The organism is Streptomyces sp. NPDC014764 (assembly GCF_043082785.1).
Taxonomy (GTDB): Bacteria; Actinomycetota; Actinomycetes; order Streptomycetales; family Streptomycetaceae; genus Streptomyces; species Streptomyces althioticus.
On the sequence record NZ_JBIBXY010000001.1, the window covers coordinates 30,444 to 46,511 of the forward strand.

Here is a 16,068-nt window from a genome sequence, read left to right on the forward strand (position 1 = left end):
CATCCACGGTACGACCCCCCGCTGACAACGGGTCCGGGTCAGCGGCGCTGGGGGGTGCGGGAGCGGTGCTCGACGGGGCCGCGGGCGCGCAGCCGGGAGCGGACCGAGGGGTGGTGCGCCGGGGAGTGGGCGGGTATCCCGGGCAGGCGTTCGGCGGTGGGCGCAGGCTCCCGGCCCATGACGACCAGCGGGTCGAAGATCACTACGATCCCGGCGAGGACGAGGACGGCGAGCGGACCGACCATCATGGGGCCGAGGAGGGCGGTCGCGGACTCCCCCGTGGCGGGTTCGGCGGTGCCGTGCACGTGCACCTCGACGGCGGCCATGCCGATGTAGTGCATGCCGGTGACCGCGAGGCCCATGACCAGGCTGGCGCCGACGCTCCACAGGAACCCTCGGGCCTGTCCCGCCGCCCACAGCGCGGCGCTGGCGGCGGCCATGGCGACGAGGACCGAGGCGGCGACGGCGACGGTGTTGTACTCGACCCGCCCGTCGAGACTCATTCCGGCCATACCGAGGTAGTGCATGGAGGCCATGCCGAGACCGGTGACGGTCCCCCCGGTGAACAGGGCCGTCCCGGTGGCCCCCCGGTATCCGACGATGAAGATGCCTGTGCCCACCATGACGACGGCGACGGCGAGGCTCGCGTAGGTCATCGCGCGGTCGTAGTGGATCGGCGTTCCCTCGACGGTGAAGCCCATCATCGCGATGAAGTGCATCGTCCAGACGCCGGCGCCGATGGCGGCGGCCCCGAGGGCGAGCCAGCCGGGCCGCCAGGAACGCGGCCCGAGTCCGGCCCGGGTGGTGCAGCGCAGCCCGAGCGCGCCTCCGAGACAGGCCATGAGATAGGCCACCAGAGGTGTTACCAGCCCGTAACTGAATCCGTCGACCGTGCCTTGCATGCGCGGCTGCCCTTCCGCCCTGTACGTCCCGCGTTGCCCCGTTGTGCGCCCCCTCCCAGGACCGCTGCGGCGGCCAGGGTTTCGCAGAGAGTATGACCCCCACCGGAATGGTCGAACGACTATCCGGCAAAGAAACACGTCCTTGCCGCAGGTGTGTGGCACCGGTGTGCGGCGTTCGAGGGCCGTCGTTCAGCCTGTGGCCATCCTGCACCCGTCTCGCGTTGACCCTCTGCTGTCACAGTGGTTCCTACTGTGACCGTTCGACGCGAGGAGTACACATGCACGTACGCGCTGTTGCCGCCTCGACCACCGCGCTCGCGGGAGCCGCCGTCCTCCTGCTGCCGCTCTCCCCGGCCCGGGCCGTCGAGGGCGTCGCCGCGCCCGCACCCGTGGTCGTCGCGCACCGGGGCGCCTCCGGCCACGCGCCGGAGAACACGCTCGCGGCCGTCGACAAGGCGGCCGACCTGGGCGCCGAGTGGGTGGAGAACGACGTCCAGCGCACCAAGGACGGCGAGCTCGTCGTCGTCCACGACGACAGCCTGCAGCGCACCACCGACGTCGAGGAGGTCTTCCCCGACCGTGCGCCGTGGAAGGTGAAGGACTTCACCGCCGCCGAGATAGCCCGCCTGGACGCGGGCAGCTGGTTCGACCCGAAGTACGCGGGCGCGCGCGTGCCGACGCTGGAACAGTTCGTGCACCGGATCGACCAGCACCGGCAGAAGCTGCTGCTGGAGATCAAGAACCCGCAGCTGTACCCCGGCATCGAGCGGGACATCCTCAAGGTGCTCACCGACGAGGGCTGGCTCGACCCGGCGCATGTACGGCAGCGGCTGATCGTGCAGAGCTTCGACGCGGACAGCGTGCGCACGGTCCACCAGCTGGCCCCCGCGGTGAAGACCGGCTTCCTCGGCACGCCGCCGGTCGCGGACCTGCCGGCGTACGCGGCCTTCACCGACCAGATCAACCCCTCGCACGCGTCGCTCACCGCCGACTACATGACCGCGGTGCACGCCTTCAAGGGGGCGCACGGCAAGCGGCTGGAGACGTTCACGTGGACGGTGAACGATGCGGCCGCCGCCCGGCGGGTGGCCGGCTACGGGGTGGACGGGATCATCACCAACCACCCCGACGTGGTGCGTGACGCGGTGGGCGGCTGATCCCTCTGCCGTGGCTGTCCGCCCTGGTCGCCGTTCCGGCCGTTGTTGTCGGTGGCGGGCCGTACGGTGGGGCGCATGAACAGCGACGGGCGGTACGAGCAGCGGGTCGTGTGGGCCGTGGTGGACACCCGCATCGGCCCGCTGCTGCTGGCCGCGACCCTGGAGGGCCTGGTCAACGTGGTGTTCCACGCCACCGACGAGGTGCGTGACAAGGCGTTGGAGCGGCTGGCCTCCCGGCTCGGTTCCGACCCCGTGGAGGAGCCCACCTCCCCCCTGCTGGCCGAGGCGATACGCCAGTTCGACGCCTACTTCGCCGGTGAGCGGCACTCCTTCGAGCTGTCGCTGGACTGGTCGCTGATCTCGGGCTTCAACCGCGAGGTGCTGCGCGAACTGGCCACCACCGTGCCGTTCGGCACGGTGGTGGGGTACGGCGACCTGGCGGGCCGGGTCGGTCAGCCGGGCGCCGCGCAGGCCGTGGGCATGGCCATGGGCGCCAACCCGCTTCCCGTGGTCGTGCCCTGCCACCGGGTCGTGGAGAGCGGCGGCGGCATCGGCGGGTTCGGGGGCGGGCTGGAGACCAAGCGGCGGCTGCTCGCCCTGGAGGGTGTGCTGCCGGAGCCGCTGTTCTGACGGCGCGGGGCCTTGGACCCGCGGTTCAGTCGTAGTGGCGCGCCTCGAAGATGTTGCCGTCGGGGTCGCGGAAGTAGAAGCTGCGCTTGGCCGGGCCGCGTGCGCCGAAGGAGTCGTGGGCGATGTCCGACACCGGGACCGACTGTTCCCGGAGGCGGCCGAGCAGCGCGTCGAAGGCGTCCGCGGACAGCGACAGGCAGACGTGGTTGACGGGGTGGCCGGAGCTGTCGGCGGCCCCGGGAAGCATCGTCATGCGGTCCGCCTTGGCGCGCGGCATGAGGTCGAGGATCGTTTCCTCGCTGACGCGGACCGAGGGGAAGGGCGCCTCGCCGACCGAGAAGTCGGCGAGCCTGACCGGCTCCAGGCCGACGGCCTTCTCGTAGAAGTGCGCGGCGGCGATCGGGTCGCTCACCCAGAGGACGATGTGGTCGAGCCGGGTCGCGTGATCTGTCATGACACCAGCCTCCGTGAGCCGCGTGACGCGCCGCAAGGGTTTGGCCCGGCGTGCCGCCCGCCAGAGATGGAGGGAGAGGCGGCAGACGGGAGGCAACGCGTGGTGCTCATGGTGTCGGAAGAGGTACGGGACGCGATCGCGACGGGCCGGCCGGTGGTGGCCCTGGAGTCCACGATCATCGCCCACGGCCTGCCCCGGCCGCGCAATCTCCAGGTGGCGCGCGAACTGGAGGCCGCGGTGCGGCGGGAGGGCGCGGTCCCGGCGACGATCGCCGTGCTGGACGGCACGCCGCGCGTCGGCCTGGACAAGGAGCAGTTGGAGCGGGTCGCCAACGAGGACGGCATCCGCAAGCTGGGCCACCGTGACCTGCCGCTCGCGGTGGCCGCGGGGGCGAGCGGCGCGACGACGGTCTCGGCGACCGCGATGCTCGCGGCGGTCGCGGGCATCCGGGTCTTCGCCACCGGCGGGCTCGGCGGGGTGCACCGCGAGTGGACGGTCACCCAGGACGAGTCGGCCGACCTGGGGCTGCTGGCGCGCACCCGGATCACGGTGGTGTGCGCGGGAGTGAAGTCGATCCTGGACGTGCCGGCGACCCTGCAGCGGCTGGAGACGCTGGGCGTGGCGGTCGCCGGGTACGGCACGGACCGCTTCCCCGGCTTCTACCTGTCGGACTCCGGGCATGGCGTGGACTGGCGGCTGGACACCCCGGACGAGGTGGCCCGGGTGATGCTGGCGCAGGACGCTCTCGCCGGCCCGGAGTCGGCGCTGATCGTCGCCAACCCGGTGCCGGAGGACGAGCAGCTGGATCCCGGGGTGCACGCGCGGGTGCTCGACGAGGCGCTGCGGGCGTGCGAGGCCGCCGGGGTCACCGGTCAGGGCGTCACCCCGTTCCTGCTGGACCACCTGGTGAGGCACACCGACGGCGCCTCCCTCGAGGCCAATCTGGCGGCGGTGCGCGGCAATGTGGCGCTCGCCGCCCGGGTGGCGGCGGCCTGGGCCGCCCGGGCGTGACCGGGCCGGGCGGGGCGCTGCTGGTCGTCGGCGACGTGATCACGGACGTGGTCGCGTGCCATGCCGGGCCGCTCGCCCCGGGCACGGACACGGCGGCCGTGATCCGGACGGTGCCGGGCGGGGCGGGCGCGAACGTCGCCTGCTGGGCGGCCCGCCGGGGTGGATGCGAGGTGCGGCTGCTGGGACGGGTGGGTGCGGACGCGGCGGTCTGGCACGAACGGGAGCTGGCCGCCTGCGGGGTGCGTCCGCGGCTGGTCGTGGACGCCGACGTGCCCACGGGGACGGTCGTCTGCCTGGTCGACGAGGGTGCGGCGGCCGAGCGGACTTTCCTCACCGACAGCGGTGCGTCGCTGCGGCTCGGGCCCGAGGACTGGTCGGACGCCCTGCTGGACGGGGTGGGTCGGCTGCACCTGTCGGGATATCTGCTGTTCGGCGGGAGCAGCCGGGCCCTGCTGGCGGTGGCGGTGAAGGCGGCGGGGGCGCGCGGGGTGCCGGTGAGCGTGGACCCGGCGTCGGCCGGGTTCCTGGCCGAGCTGGGCCCGGACCGCTTCCTGTCGCTGGTGGAGGGCGTGGACGTGCTGCTGCCCAGCCGCGACGAGGCCCGCCTTCTGACGGGGTGTCCGGACGTGGCGGAGGCAGCGGCGTCGCTGAGCCGGTCGGTGCCGCTGGTGGTGGTCAAGCTCGGCGCGGAGGGTGCGCTGCTGGCGCGGTCCGGAAGGGTGTGCGCACGTGTTCCCGCGCTGCCGGTGACGCCGCGGGACACGACCGGCGCGGGCGACGCCTTCACCGGGTCTTTCCTCGCGGCGCTGCTGTCCGGTGCGGATCCCGTGCGGGCGGCGGAGGAGGGGTGCCGGGCGGGGGCGGCGGCGGTGGAGCGGGTGGGTGCACGGCCGCCGGTGCGGGACTGAAGGCCGTCGCCAAGGCGTGTCCCCCCCTTGTCCACAGGCCTTGTCCACGCGGGCCTTGTCCGCGGGCCTTGTCCGCAGGCCTTGTCCGCAGGCGGGCACCGGCCGGAAGCTGCCGTCCGCACAGGCCCGCACGCGCCCTCCCGTCGCCGGTCGCGGGCGGAGGGGTCAGCCGGAGGCGGACCGGGCGTAGACGCTCTCCGCAAAGGCGGCGATCTGTTCGCCCGTCAGGTGCTGGGCCAGATCGGCCTCGCTGATCATGCCGACGAGACGCTTGTCGTCGATGACGGGCAGCCGGCGGATCTGGTGGGTGCGCATCTCGGTGAGGACGTCGTCGACGTCGGCGTCGGACTCGATCCAGCGCGGTGTGCCCTTGGCCATCTCGCCCGCGGTGACCTTGGCGGGATCGTGGCCCATGGCGACGCAGCCGACGACGATGTCGCGGTCGGTGAGGATGCCGCACAGCCGTTCGTTCTCGTCGCTGATGGGGAGCGCGCCGACGTTCAGTTCGCGCATCAGCTGTGCCGCTCGGTCGAGGGTTTCGTGCGCGGGGATCCACTGGGCGCCGCGGTGCATGATGTCTCCGGCGGTGGTCATGAGGTACCTCCCGGTGCCGGACGGCCGGCGCGGCGCGGGGCGCGCCGCGAGTCCCGACGCCCTTCATTGTCGTCGCGCCGCTCCCGGACGGCACCCGCAGCGGAAGCCGGCGCGCCCTCGGCCCCGGCACGGCCCCGACTCCGGCCCGGCCCAGCTCTGCGCCGTGTTCTCAGCCACGCCAGGCCGGGCGGCGGGGATCGTCGGCCCGTACGAGCACGTCGGCGGTGCCGGCCGGGTCGGTCTCCTGCTCGTAGCGCTCGAAGGCGGGCAGGGTCCAGTGCTCTGCCTCCGGGGTACGGCGGCGCAGCGCACCGGGTGAGAGGAGGACGTGGACGCTCAGGTCGAAGGGGAACCAGTGGTGCAGGAGGAGCGGGCCGTGCAGCAACAGCACCCCGCCGGGCGGCAGTTCGACGTACGGGCTGCGGGTGGCGCGGTCGCTGACCGGGTCCCGGAGGTCGGGCAGCACCCGCCCGCTGCCGCCGGGGCCGAGCGGGCCGAACACCTCGCGCCACAGGGCGCCGGTGTCGTACCAGCCGCTGTAGTAGGACTCCAGGTCCTGGTGGCCGTACTCGAGCCGGACCGAGGCGGGGCGCAGGAAGTCCTCCGTGCCGACGACCAGGCCTGCGCGGCCGCGGACGCGCAGCGCCTCGGCGAGCCGTTCGGCGAGGTCTCCCGGGCGGGCGGCCGGGGCGCCGTCGAGGGCGACGCGGGGCCAGGGGGCGCCGTCGGCCGTGTCGAGGTCCAGCAGGCGTTCGGCGAGCAGGTCGACGAGCCGGTCCCAGGTGATCGCTTCGAGTCGCACACGGCCATGATGCGGCACGTCCCGGACGGCACCGGAATCGCCGGGAGGACCGGGCGCCCTGGGCGGGCGCGGGCGGTGGACGCTCGCGCATGGGTGCGCGTCGCACGGCCATGGTCCGGCGCGGCGGGGTCTCGTTCACTGGTGGTGCGGGCGGCCGGGGGAAGGGCCAGCCCGGAGGGACGGGGACGACGGGGACGACAGGGACGACGAGGTGACGACATGGGTGACGGGGCGTACGCCGTACTGACGGCGCTGGGTGTGCTGGGGACCGGGCTGGTGGCCGGGGTGTTCTGCGCGTTCTCGACGTTCGTGATGCGAGGGCTGGCGGCGCTGCCGGCGGCGCGCGGTGCGGCCGCGATGCAGGCGGTCAACGTGGCGGCGGTGCGGCCGCCGTTCATGGCGGTGTTCCTCGGCACGACGGTGCTGAGCGTGGTGCTCACGGTGGTGACGCTCGTGGCGTGGCCGGACGAGGGGGCGGTCGCGTCCGTGGTGGGAGGCGCGCTGTTCCTGTGCGGGTCGTTCGGGCTGACCGTGGCGGCCAACGTTCCCCGCAACGAGCGCCTGGCCCGTCTCGACCCGGGCGGTGCGGAGGCGGCCGCGTACTGGCCGGAGTACGTGCGCGGGTGGACGCGGTGGAACCACGTCCGCACCGTCGCCTCCGCCGGGGCCGCGCTGGCGTACCTCCTCGCCCTCACCGGCTGAGGCGCCGTACGCGCGCTGTCCGGCACGCTGCGTGCCGGGGTGGGCGGACGTATCGTGAGCGCAGGAGTGCCGCCCGACGACGCACGGCCTGTCCCCGCGCACGCAAGGAAGACGGCCATGGCAGATCCCAAGGGTTTCCTCACCACGCCCCGCCAGGAATGGCCGCGCCGGCCGGTGGAGGAGCGCGTACGCGACTGGGACGAGGTGTACGTACCCGGGGGACTGCTGCCGATCATCAGCGAGCAGGCCGACCGGTGCATGGACTGCGGTGTGCCGTTCTGCCACGAGGCCTGTCCGCTGGGCAATCTCATTCCGGAGTGGAACGACCTGGTCTCCCGGGAGGACTGGCGGGCGGCGGCGGAGCGGCTGCACGCCACGAACAACTTCCCCGAGTTCACGGGGAGGCTGTGCCCGGCGCCCTGCGAGGCCGGCTGTGTGCTCGCCATCAACCAGCCGGCGGTGACCATCAAGAACGTCGAGTGCGCCGTCGCCGACAAGGCGTGGGAAGAGGGGTTCGCCGCACCGGCCCCGCCGGACCGGCTGTCCGGGCGGACGGTCGCGGTCATCGGTTCGGGCCCCACCGGGCTGGCCGCCGCCCAGCAGCTGACGCGGGCCGGGCACACGGTCGCCGTGTACGAGCGCGACGACCGGATCGGCGGGCTCATGCGGTACGGGATCCCCGAGTTCAAGATGGAGAAGCATCACCTGGAGCGGCGCGTGGAGCAGATGCGGGCCGAGGGGACGAGGTTCCGCACGTCGACCACGGTCGGGCAGGACGTGGACGCGACGGAGCTGCGGAGCCGCTACGACGCGGTGGTGATCGCCACGGGGGCGACGGCGTGGCGGGAGCTGCCGGTGCCGGGGCGTGGCCTCGCGGGCATCCACCAGGCGATGGAGTACCTGCCGCTGGCCAACCGGGTGTCCGAGGGCGACCTGGAGAGGTCGCCGCTGTCGGCGGAGGGGCGGCACGTGGTGATCGTCGGGGGCGGGGACACGGGCGCGGACTGCCTGGGGACGGCGGTGCGGGAGCGGGCCGCGTCGGTCACCCAGCTGGACATCTACCGGAAGCCGGGCAGTGATCGCGACGAGGAGAACGAGCCCTGGCCGACGTATCCGAAGCTGTACCGGCTGTCGGCGGCGCACGAGGAGGCGGGCGCGCTGCGGACGGCGCCGGCGGCGGAGGCCGACGCGCGGTTGTTCGCCGCGTCGACGCTGCGGTTCGAGGGGGACGAGGAAGGGCGGGTGCGCGGGCTGCACCTGGTCGAGGTGGACGCGGAGCGCAGGCCGGTGGCGGGGACGGAGCGGACGCTGCCCGCCGATCTGGTGCTGCTCGCGCTCGGCTTCTCCGGGCCGGACCAGGGCGACGGGATCATCGCGCAGCTCGGTCTCGAACTGGAGCCGCGCGGCACGATCGCGCGCGGGCCGGACTTCGCCACGAACGTGCCGGGCGTCTTCGCGGCGGGAGACGCCGCCCGGGGGCAGTCCCTGATCGTGTGGGCCGTCGCGGAGGGGCGGGCGGTGGCGGCGTCCGTCGACCGTTGCCTCACGGGTGGCACGACCCGTCTGCCCGCGCCGATCGGCCCGTACGACCGGCCCATGACCGTCTGACCGAGTCCGCGCACATCTCTGCTCGGCCAGGCCCGCACGTCCGTCGTGGCGCGTCGCACCGTGGCCGGAATGCGTCCTCGCACCCACCCGGCGGACGCCTACCCGTCCGCGCTTCCGAAGCGCCGCCCGGCGACGCCCCCGAGGCGCCCGCATGCCGACGCCCCCGGGGATCCCGCCCGAGCCGGGCCCCAGGGGCGTCGAAGCCGAACGCGAAGCGTACCTACGGCTTGCGCGCCACCGCGCCGTAGCCGGGGATGACCCCGTCGTCCTGGCCGGGGACCGGGTCGCCCAGCTCGGGGTGCCACAGGTGCGGCACCTGGACGCCCGGTTCCACGAGGTCGAGGCCGTCGAAGAAGCGGGTGAACTCCTCGCGGCTGCGCAGGGCCAGGGTGACGCCCGCGCCCTTGAGCTTCGCCGTGGCCTCGTCCGACTCCTCCGGGGTGAAGTCGGCCGTGGCGTGGCTGATCACCAGGTGGCTGCCCGCGGGCAGGGCGTCCACCAGCCGCGCCACCAGTTCGTGCGCGCCGTCCTCGTCGGGCACGAAGTGCAGCAGCGCGATGAGCGACAGCGCGATCGGCTCGTCGAAGTCGAGGACCTTGCGCGCGCCCTCCAGGATGGTGTCCGGATCCCGGACGTCGGCCTGGAGGTAGTCGGTGACGCCCTCGTCCGTGCCGCGCAGCAGGGCCGCCGCGTGAGCCAGCACGATGGGGTCGTTGTCGCAGTAGACGACGCGGGCGTCCGGTGCGATCCGCTGGGCTATCTGGTGCAGGTTCGGCTCGGTGGGGATGCCGGTGCCGATGTCGAGGAACTGGCGCACGCCCTGTCCGGCGAGCCAGCGCGTGGCGCGCTGCATGAACGCGCGGTTGACGCGCGCCATGACCGGCACCCTCGGTTCCAGGGCGAGCATCTGCCGGCCCATGGCCTCGTCGACCGGGTAGTTGTCCTTGCCTCCGAGGTACCAGTCGTACATCCGCGCCGGATGCGGTCTGGTGGTGTCGATCTCCACGGGGTTCTGCCCGGTCATGACGGACTCCGTAACTGTCTGCAAGCGTTAGTGATCAATTCAGTGCCAAGTCGGTGCCAAGGGAAAAGCAAAGGTAGTGCGGCAATCGGAGGTCAGGACAGCAGGAAATCCGCCTCTCCGGCCTTGGCCCCTTCGATGAAGGCCGTCATCTCGGCGGAGGTGTAGATGAGCGCCGGACCGTCCGGGTCGGTGGACTGGCGGACGGCGATCCGGCCGTCGTCCAGCTTCATCGCCTCCAGGCAGTTGCCGCCGTTGCCGCCGCTCCAGGGCTTGTGCCAGCCCTCGCTGCCCAGCTCCCGGGCGGGCATGCCGTTGTAGATCCTCCTGGCGTGCGCCCGCGCACCCGGCTGGGTCTTCGGGGGCTTGATGAGTTCCATTCACAGCTCCTTGCGGAGATCCCGGAGGACCTCCTTCGTGCGATGTGCCGTGGCGGCCTGCGCCGCCATGCGGTCCATGACCTCGAGGTGGGTCGCCACCTCGGTGCGCGCGTCCAGGTAGACGGCGCCGGTCAGGTACTCGCTGTAGACCATGTCCGGCAGTTCGGGCATGGCAAATCGGAACAGCACGAACGGCCCGTACGTGCCTGGGTGGGGCCCGCTGTCGAAGGTCGCGATCTGCAGCGTCACGTTGGGCAGCGCCGACGCCTCGAGCAGCTTGTCGATCTGCGCGCGCATCACCTCCGGGCCGCCGACCCGGCGGCGCAGCACGGTCTCGTCCATGACGACCCACAGCCGGGGCGCGTCCTCGCGGGTGAGCAGTTCCTGCCGCCGCATGCGCAGGTCCACGTGGCGCTCTATGTCCTCGGGGCGGGTCTGCCCTATGGCGCCGGAGCGGAGCACGCCGCGCGCGTAGTCCTCGGTCTGGAGCAGCCCGGGGACGAAGTGGGGTTCGTAGCTGCGGATGAGGGAGGCCGCACCCTCCAGGCTGACGTACATGGAGAACCAGCCGGGCAGGATGTCGTGGAAGCGCTGCCACCAGCCGGGCTTGTTGGCGTCCTCCGCGAGCTGGACGAAGGCCTCGGCCTCCTCGTCGGAGACGCCGTAGGCCTTCAGCAGCAGCTGGAGGTAGGGGATCTTGAGCGCCACCTCGGCCATCTCCATGCGGCGCACGGTGGCGGGGGCGACGCGCAGGATGCGGGCGGCCTCCTCCCGCTTGAGACCCGCGCGCTCGCGCAGATCCAGCAGGCGGCGCCCGAGGACGACCTGCCCGACCGTCGGCGCGGACCGGGGTTCGCTCACGCTTCACCTCCCTCGAACAAATCCTGACAGCCCGGCGGCGCCGTCCGGTGATCTGGCGCGGAGATCAACTGATCCGAACACATATTCGAATCGATTTCCGGCGATCCCAACTGGCGTCGCGCGAGGTGCTGTTGCGAGCAGTGTGCCACGCCCGTCCAGACCGTCACACAGCACTCTGCATTTTTCAGAGTGACACTTGCCAAGTGTTCACGACGGGGCGATAGTGGCAAGCGTGATTCCGTCCGCGCCCTTAGGAACAGACGCCGCCGCGGCTCCCGTGGGCCTCGGCGCCGCCCCGGCCACCGCCCCCTCCGGGGCCTCCGCCGAGCGCCGGTTCCGGTTCGAACTGGCCGCTCACCCTGGCTCCCCCGCGCAGGCGAGACGGCTGACACGGGCCCGGCTGACCGGCTGGTCGGTCTGCGAGGACACCTGCGACACGGCGGCCCTGGTCGTCTCCGAACTGGTCACCAACGCCATCGTGCACACCGCGAGCAGCCATGTCGTCTGCGAGCTGCACGACGGCGACGACCTGCTGCGCATCGCCGTGCGGGACGAGGGCTGCGCGCCGGGCCGGCCGCGGGCGAACACCCGGCAGCAGCCGGAGGAGGAGCACGGGAGAGGTCTGCTCCTCGTCGACGCCCTGTGCCACGCGTGGGGCGCCCACGAACACGGCCCCGGCCTGCTGGTCTGGGCGGAACTCCCCCGCACCGCCGACTCCCCCGGCAACCCCGCCGAACCGCTCAACGACCTCGGCTGGGGCGCCCGGCCCAAGCCCGGTCCGGCCACCGGCTCGGAGGACGGCGAGGACGAGACCGGCGACGGCGACGCCGCCCACCCCGCCGAGCAGCGCCTGCACACACCCGCGGACCGGGACGGAGGCCGGAAGTGACCGGCCCCGGCGGCACGCGCGTGCTGAGCCTGGACTCGCTGGTCCGGATCCAGCGCGGGCGGCTGGCGGCGGACGCGCCTCGACGGCTCCCCGTGCCCGACGGCATGACCGCCCCGATGGGCTGCGACGCGGTGGCCGTGCCGGCCCGCTTCGGCCCGCTGGTCCTGCCCCGGCTCCCCCGCGTGGGGTGCGTGTACGCCGACGACGCGCACTGGTGGTGGCTGGTCCCGTCCGACTCGGACTACGCGCTTGAGTGGCCCGCCCCCGCGCACTATGCCGCCGGCGCGGTCCTCCCCGACTCCCCCGGCGACACGGACGCGGCCGGCCTGCCGGGGCTGATCCACCGCCCCGACGGGACGCTCCCCTACACGCCGCCGATACCGCTCTACCTGGCCCTGTGCCGGCTCACCGGCACGACCCCCGTCTGGTCACGCCCCGTCACCGCCTGACGGCCCCGCACGGCGCCGCCCGGCCGGGGTCACGCCACCGCCTCACCGCCGGCGCCCTCGCCGCGGACGATCACCAGGAACATGTCGGTGGCGAGGTCCATGACGACCTCGGCGGGCAGGCCCTCCAGGCGCCGCGCGTGCGCGAACTCCTCCGCGGGCCACGAGCCACGCGGTCCACCTGCGGGAAAGCGTTCGAGCACGGTTCGCCCGTTCACCCTGCCACCTCCATGTAGCGCTGTACTCGTAGAGTTAAACGCCAACCATGGGGCGAACGCCTCGTCCGGTGACGGTACTGAGACGTAGTTGACACCCGTTCACTGCCAAGTGTGAGCGCGCTCTCAGCTTTTCGGAGTAATCCGTCACCGTCCGTGTCAGTCGTCGTACTCGTCGTGGTAGCGGAGCTGCTCCCGCACCACAGGCGCCCCTACGGCGTGCGCGCGCCCCTGGGGCTCCTCCCAGGGCTCCTGTCTGCCGAGCGCGGTGAGGTCCAGCAGGCTGGTGGTGGAGCCCAGACCCTCCAGGCCGCGGCCGGACGCCGAGTAGGTGTGGAAGACGCGGTCTCCGTCGCGCAGGAAGCAGCTCACGCCGGGGCGCTGCGCCGTCCCGGCGTCCTCCTCCGGCAGCACCCCGAAGTCCGCGTCGAAGTCGCCGGGATGCGAGGAGTACCAGGGCGCGGTCCATCCCATCCGGGCCTTGAACGGCAGGATGCGGGTGAACGGCGCACGGGAGACGGCGGCGAACGTGGTGCGCCGCGCGTGCAGGTGGGCCAGGTGCCCGATCTGGTCGAGGAAGGCGGAGCAGCAGCGGCACCCGGTCTCCCACTCCGGGTCGAACACGAAGTGGTGCACAACGAGCTGCTGCCGCCCCTGGAAGAGGTCCAGCAGGGTGGCCTTGCCGTCGCCGCCCTCGAAGACGTACTCACGGTCGACGGGGACCATGGGCAGCCGGCGCCGTTCGGCATGGAGGGCGTCGAGCGCGCGGATGACGGCCTTCTCCTTCTCGAGCAGTTCCTCGCGCGCCGCGCGCCACTCGGCGCGCGGGACGATCTCCGGAAGCGACATGGTTCCTCCTGTGCAACGGTCCCGTTGCGAGGGGTGACCGGGCCGCCGCGCGGAACTCATCGGCCGCGTACGAAATTTTTCCCGCCACCGCGACACGGGCCGCTCAGGTGTCGTACTCCTGGATGCGCCGGCCGTGGGAGCGGTCGACGAGGGCGGGCAGGCGCTCGTCCAGTTCGCGCACGACCTCGGGGACGTCGATGGTCAGCAGGCGCCGGTCGCGCATGAGGACCCGGCCGTCCACGACGGTCGTGCGGACGCCGGCGGCGCGGGCGCTGTGCACCAGGGTCGCGGCGAGGTCGTGCACGGGCTGGGTGTGCGGTCCTGTGAGGTCGGCCAGGACGAGGTCGGCCCGGTGACCGGGCGCGATGCGGCCGACGCTGCCCTCCAGGCCGACCGCGCGGGCGCTCTGCAGGGTGGCGTGGTGCAGGGCCTGACGTGAGGTCAGCCAGCGCGGGTCGCCCTCGGTGGACTTCTGGATCAGCGACGTGAGCGCCATGGACTCCCACACGTCGAGGGAGTTGTTGGACGCGGCGCCGTCCGTGGCGAGCCCGACCGGCACGCCGACCTCCCGCAGCGCACGTACGGGCGTGGTGGTGGGCCAGGCGAACTTCAGGTAGCCGCGGGGCGCTGTCGCCACCGCCGTACGCCCCCGCGCGCGTGCGAGGAGCGGCAGATCGCTCTCGACGATGCCGGTGCCGTGGGCGATGAGCACGTCGGTGTCCAGGACACCGGTGCGGTGCAGCACCTCGACGGGGGTGACCCCGTGCCGGGTGAGGGACGCCTCGGTCTGGTCGCGGTTCTCGGCGGCGTGCAGATGGACGGGCAGACCGTGCTCGTGGGCCTTCTCGGCGGTGGCGGCGAGGTCGGCGTCGTCCACCGTGTAGGGGGCGTGCGGGGCGAGCGCCGTGGTGATGCGCCCGCCGGCCGTGTCCCGGTGGCGCAGCGCGAACTCCAGGGACTTCTCCCGTCCCTGAGGGCCCTGGGAGGAGAAGTACGCCTCCCCCAGCAGGGCGCGCATGCCGCACGCGTCGACCACCTCGGCGACCGCGTCCATGGCGAAGTAGTGGTCGGCGAAGCAGGTGACGCCGGCCCGGATCATCTCCGCGCAGGCGAGCAGCGCGCCGAGGGTGACGTCCCGCTCGGTGAGGTTGGACTCCACCGGCCAGACGACGTCGTTGAACCACGCCTCCGTCGGCAGGTCCTCGGCGAGTCCGCGCAGGGCGGCCATCGGGGCGTGGGTGTGACAGTTGATCAGGCCGGGCAGCGCGACCTGCCCGCGGGCGTCGATCCACTCGTCGGCCGTGCGCCCGGCGACGGCCCCGGCGTCGGTCACCTCCTCGACGACCCCGTCGCGGACGACGACGGCGGCGTCCTCGAGAAAGACGGCCTCTTCTTGATCGTCGTGCGTGAGGACGGTGCATCCGGTGATGATGAGGCCGGCGGGACTCTTCACGGCAGAAGGCGTCATCACGTCAACGTACGACGGGACTCCGACGCCGGGGGAGCCGAACCGCGACATCCCGTCGCGGCTCTGTCGCACGGCGGGCCGGGCGCGCACCCTGGCCTCACCACGAGCCCGCCCACGGCTGAAAGGGGCCCGCCTTGCTCCTCGGCACCTGGAACCTGGAGAACCTGTACCGGCCCGGCGGCCCCTACGGGCCCGACGACGAGGCCGCCTACGCGTCGAAGCTGGCCGCGCTCGCCGCGGTGATCACGGAACTGGATCCGGGGCTGCTCGGCGTGCAGGAGGTGGGCGACCCCGGCGCGCTGGAGGATCTGGCGGGGATGCTCGGTGACGACTGGCACGTCGCGCTGTCCTCCCACGCCGACGGGCGGGGCATACGGGTGGGCTTCCTCAGCCGTACGGAGCTGACGGTGGTCGCCGACACGGCGGCGTTCCCGCCGCGGATGCTGCCGGTGCAGGCGGACGACACCGGGCTGACCGCCTCTCAGGCCGGGCGCGGCTTCCTCGCGGTGGAGGTCGAGGGCGAGCGGGGCCCGTTGCGGGTGGCGGTGTGTCATCTGAAGTCGAAGCTGCTGTCGTACCCGGACGGTCGCTTCCAGCCACGCGACGAGGGCGAACGGGCCCGGTACGGCGCCTACGCGCTGTACCGGCGGGCGGCCGAGGCGGCGGCGTTACGCGCGCTGGCGGACCGGCTGCTGGAGGGTGACGGGCGGGAGCGGGACGTGGCGGTGCTCGGCGACCTCAACGACGAGGTGCAGGCGGCGACCACGCAGTTGCTGCTGGGGCCGCCCGGCTCGGAGATCGGCACGCCGGGGTACGACCGGCCGGACCGGGGGGACGCGGTCCGGCTGTGGGACGTGGCTCCGCTGATCCCGGCGTCGGAACGCTATTCACGGGTGAACTCGGGGCGCCGGGAGCTGATCGACCATGTGCTGCTCAGCCACCGGCTGGTGCGGAGGGTGTCGGCGGCGGGGACGGGACTGCCGTCCGACGGGCCGCCCCGTCTGCCGTCCGTGGGGACGGATCCCGGGGAGCGGCGGGGGGCGGCGGGGTCGGATCATGCGCCGGTGTGGGTGCGGGTGGGGTGAACGCGGGGCGTTCTTCTTTCGGGGGGGTGGGGGGTCTTTGCGGGCGGGGGGCGTTGCCCTGCGGGCGGGTGGGTGCCGGGGTGTTG

19 protein-coding genes are annotated in these 16,068 nt (G+C 73.1%); 9 read left to right on the top strand and 10 right to left on the bottom strand.

What is annotated here, in order from left to right:
• Positions 1-38 precede the first annotated feature (38 nt).
• Positions 39-902 carry an MHYT domain-containing protein gene (locus ACF1AG_RS00130; protein ID WP_359747382.1) on the bottom strand — a complete coding sequence of 288 codons (864 nt, stop codon included), beginning with the start codon at positions 900-902 and terminating at the stop codon, positions 39-41.
• A gap of 278 nt (positions 903-1,180) precedes the next feature.
• On the opposite strand from ACF1AG_RS00130, the gene ACF1AG_RS00135 reads away from it, so the two are divergent.
• Both ACF1AG_RS00135 and ACF1AG_RS00140 read left to right on the top strand, forming a co-directional pair.
• A complete protein-coding gene (locus tag ACF1AG_RS00135; RefSeq protein ID WP_387794758.1) occupies positions 1,181-2,059 on the top strand; it encodes a glycerophosphodiester phosphodiesterase in 879 nt (292 codons plus the stop codon).
• A gap of 75 nt (positions 2,060-2,134) precedes the next feature.
• Positions 2,135-2,689, top strand: coding sequence for a methylated-DNA--[protein]-cysteine S-methyltransferase (locus ACF1AG_RS00140; protein WP_359601860.1), 555 nt, complete (start codon positions 2,135-2,137; stop codon positions 2,687-2,689).
• Positions 2,690-2,714: 25 nt separating this feature from the next.
• Here ACF1AG_RS00140 and ACF1AG_RS00145 read toward each other — a convergent pair whose 3' ends face one another.
• Complete coding sequence (locus ACF1AG_RS00145) at positions 2,715-3,143, bottom strand: VOC family protein (RefSeq protein ID WP_387794757.1); 429 nt, start codon at positions 3,141-3,143, stop codon at positions 2,715-2,717.
• 99 nt (positions 3,144-3,242) lie between these two features.
• Between ACF1AG_RS00145 and ACF1AG_RS00150 the strand changes: the two genes are divergently transcribed.
• Both ACF1AG_RS00150 and ACF1AG_RS00155 read left to right on the top strand, forming a co-directional pair.
• Complete coding sequence (locus ACF1AG_RS00150) at positions 3,243-4,154, top strand: pseudouridine-5'-phosphate glycosidase (RefSeq protein ID WP_359601862.1); 912 nt, start codon at positions 3,243-3,245, stop codon at positions 4,152-4,154.
• Positions 4,151-5,062, top strand: a complete 912-nt coding sequence (locus ACF1AG_RS00155; RefSeq protein ID WP_391809132.1) for a carbohydrate kinase family protein — start codon at positions 4,151-4,153, stop codon at positions 5,060-5,062. The genes ACF1AG_RS00150 and ACF1AG_RS00155 overlap by 4 nt, the downstream gene beginning before the upstream one ends.
• A gap of 165 nt (positions 5,063-5,227) precedes the next feature.
• Here ACF1AG_RS00155 and ACF1AG_RS00160 read toward each other — a convergent pair whose 3' ends face one another.
• Positions 5,228-5,656, bottom strand: a complete 429-nt coding sequence (locus ACF1AG_RS00160) for a CBS domain-containing protein (protein ID WP_359601864.1) — start codon at positions 5,654-5,656, stop codon at positions 5,228-5,230.
• Positions 5,657-5,825: 169 nt separating this feature from the next.
• Positions 5,826-6,458 (bottom strand): uridine kinase, encoded by a 633-nt coding sequence (locus ACF1AG_RS00165; RefSeq protein WP_387794756.1) that lies wholly within the window; start codon positions 6,456-6,458, stop codon positions 5,826-5,828.
• 219 nt (positions 6,459-6,677) lie between these two features.
• Here ACF1AG_RS00165 and ACF1AG_RS00170 point away from each other — a divergent pair, with 219 nt between their 5' ends.
• Entirely contained in the window at positions 6,678-7,160 is a 483-nt protein-coding gene (locus ACF1AG_RS00170; protein WP_359601866.1) for an anthrone oxygenase family protein, read from the top strand.
• A gap of 117 nt (positions 7,161-7,277) precedes the next feature.
• Positions 7,278-8,768 carry a glutamate synthase subunit beta gene (locus ACF1AG_RS00175; protein WP_391809133.1) on the top strand — a complete coding sequence of 497 codons (1,491 nt, stop codon included), beginning with the start codon at positions 7,278-7,280 and terminating at the stop codon, positions 8,766-8,768.
• A gap of 220 nt (positions 8,769-8,988) precedes the next feature.
• Here ACF1AG_RS00175 and ACF1AG_RS00180 read toward each other — a convergent pair whose 3' ends face one another.
• From ACF1AG_RS00180 to ACF1AG_RS00190, 3 genes are all read right to left on the bottom strand, one after another.
• Complete coding sequence (locus ACF1AG_RS00180) at positions 8,989-9,792, bottom strand: SAM-dependent methyltransferase (protein ID WP_387794754.1); 804 nt, start codon at positions 9,790-9,792, stop codon at positions 8,989-8,991.
• Between the two features lie 92 nt (positions 9,793-9,884).
• Entirely contained in the window at positions 9,885-10,169 is a 285-nt protein-coding gene (locus tag ACF1AG_RS00185) for a DUF397 domain-containing protein (RefSeq protein WP_033273098.1), read from the bottom strand.
• Positions 10,170-11,030 carry a helix-turn-helix transcriptional regulator gene (locus ACF1AG_RS00190; protein ID WP_359601869.1) on the bottom strand — a complete coding sequence of 287 codons (861 nt, stop codon included), beginning with the start codon at positions 11,028-11,030 and terminating at the stop codon, positions 10,170-10,172.
• Positions 11,031-11,226: 196 nt separating this feature from the next.
• On the opposite strand from ACF1AG_RS00190, the gene ACF1AG_RS00195 reads away from it, so the two are divergent.
• Both ACF1AG_RS00195 and ACF1AG_RS00200 read left to right on the top strand, forming a co-directional pair.
• On the top strand, positions 11,227-11,919 hold the full coding sequence (locus tag ACF1AG_RS00195; RefSeq protein WP_387794753.1) for an ATP-binding protein: 693 nt from the start codon (positions 11,227-11,229) through the stop codon (positions 11,917-11,919).
• Positions 11,916-12,368 (top strand): hypothetical protein, encoded by a 453-nt coding sequence (locus ACF1AG_RS00200; protein ID WP_359601871.1) that lies wholly within the window; start codon positions 11,916-11,918, stop codon positions 12,366-12,368. Before ACF1AG_RS00195 ends, ACF1AG_RS00200 begins: the two co-directional genes overlap by 4 nt.
• Before the next feature lie 29 nt (positions 12,369-12,397).
• Here the strand turns inward: ACF1AG_RS00200 and ACF1AG_RS00205 are convergent, their stop codons facing one another.
• The 3 genes from ACF1AG_RS00205 to ACF1AG_RS00215 all read right to left on the bottom strand — a co-directional run bounded on the left by ACF1AG_RS00205 (position 12,398) and on the right by ACF1AG_RS00215 (position 14,897).
• Entirely contained in the window at positions 12,398-12,583 is a 186-nt protein-coding gene (locus ACF1AG_RS00205) for a hypothetical protein (RefSeq protein ID WP_019525306.1), read from the bottom strand.
• Between the two features lie 156 nt (positions 12,584-12,739).
• Positions 12,740-13,429 carry a DUF899 domain-containing protein gene (locus ACF1AG_RS00210; RefSeq protein ID WP_387794752.1) on the bottom strand — a complete coding sequence of 230 codons (690 nt, stop codon included), beginning with the start codon at positions 13,427-13,429 and terminating at the stop codon, positions 12,740-12,742.
• Positions 13,430-13,532: 103 nt separating this feature from the next.
• Entirely contained in the window at positions 13,533-14,897 is a 1,365-nt protein-coding gene (locus ACF1AG_RS00215) for an amidohydrolase (protein WP_387794751.1), read from the bottom strand.
• Positions 14,898-15,031: 134 nt separating this feature from the next.
• Between ACF1AG_RS00215 and ACF1AG_RS00220 the strand changes: the two genes are divergently transcribed.
• On the top strand, positions 15,032-15,982 hold the full coding sequence (locus tag ACF1AG_RS00220) for an endonuclease/exonuclease/phosphatase family protein (protein WP_359601874.1): 951 nt from the start codon (positions 15,032-15,034) through the stop codon (positions 15,980-15,982).
• The last annotated feature ends 86 nt before the right edge of the window (positions 15,983-16,068 follow it).

Coding starts and splice junctions, on each gene's coding strand:
- ACF1AG_RS00210 (WP_387794752.1), bottom strand. CDS start 13,429: ATGTCGCTTCCGGAGATCGTCCCGCGCGCCGAGTGGCGCGCGGCGCGC.
- ACF1AG_RS00135 (WP_387794758.1), top strand. CDS start 1,181: ATGCACGTACGCGCTGTTGCCGCCTCGACCACCGCGCTCGCGGGAGCC.
- ACF1AG_RS00175 (WP_391809133.1), top strand. CDS start 7,278: ATGGCAGATCCCAAGGGTTTCCTCACCACGCCCCGCCAGGAATGGCCG.
- ACF1AG_RS00145 (WP_387794757.1), bottom strand. CDS start 3,143: ATGACAGATCACGCGACCCGGCTCGACCACATCGTCCTCTGGGTGAGC.
- ACF1AG_RS00180 (WP_387794754.1), bottom strand. CDS start 9,792: ATGACCGGGCAGAACCCCGTGGAGATCGACACCACCAGACCGCATCCG.
- ACF1AG_RS00140 (WP_359601860.1), top strand. CDS start 2,135: ATGAACAGCGACGGGCGGTACGAGCAGCGGGTCGTGTGGGCCGTGGTG.
- ACF1AG_RS00215 (WP_387794751.1), bottom strand. CDS start 14,897: ATGACGCCTTCTGCCGTGAAGAGTCCCGCCGGCCTCATCATCACCGGA.
- ACF1AG_RS00185 (WP_033273098.1), bottom strand. CDS start 10,169: ATGGAACTCATCAAGCCCCCGAAGACCCAGCCGGGTGCGCGGGCGCAC.
- ACF1AG_RS00130 (WP_359747382.1), bottom strand. CDS start 902: ATGCAAGGCACGGTCGACGGATTCAGTTACGGGCTGGTAACACCTCTG.
- ACF1AG_RS00160 (WP_359601864.1), bottom strand. CDS start 5,656: ATGACCACCGCCGGAGACATCATGCACCGCGGCGCCCAGTGGATCCCC.
- ACF1AG_RS00170 (WP_359601866.1), top strand. CDS start 6,678: ATGGGTGACGGGGCGTACGCCGTACTGACGGCGCTGGGTGTGCTGGGG.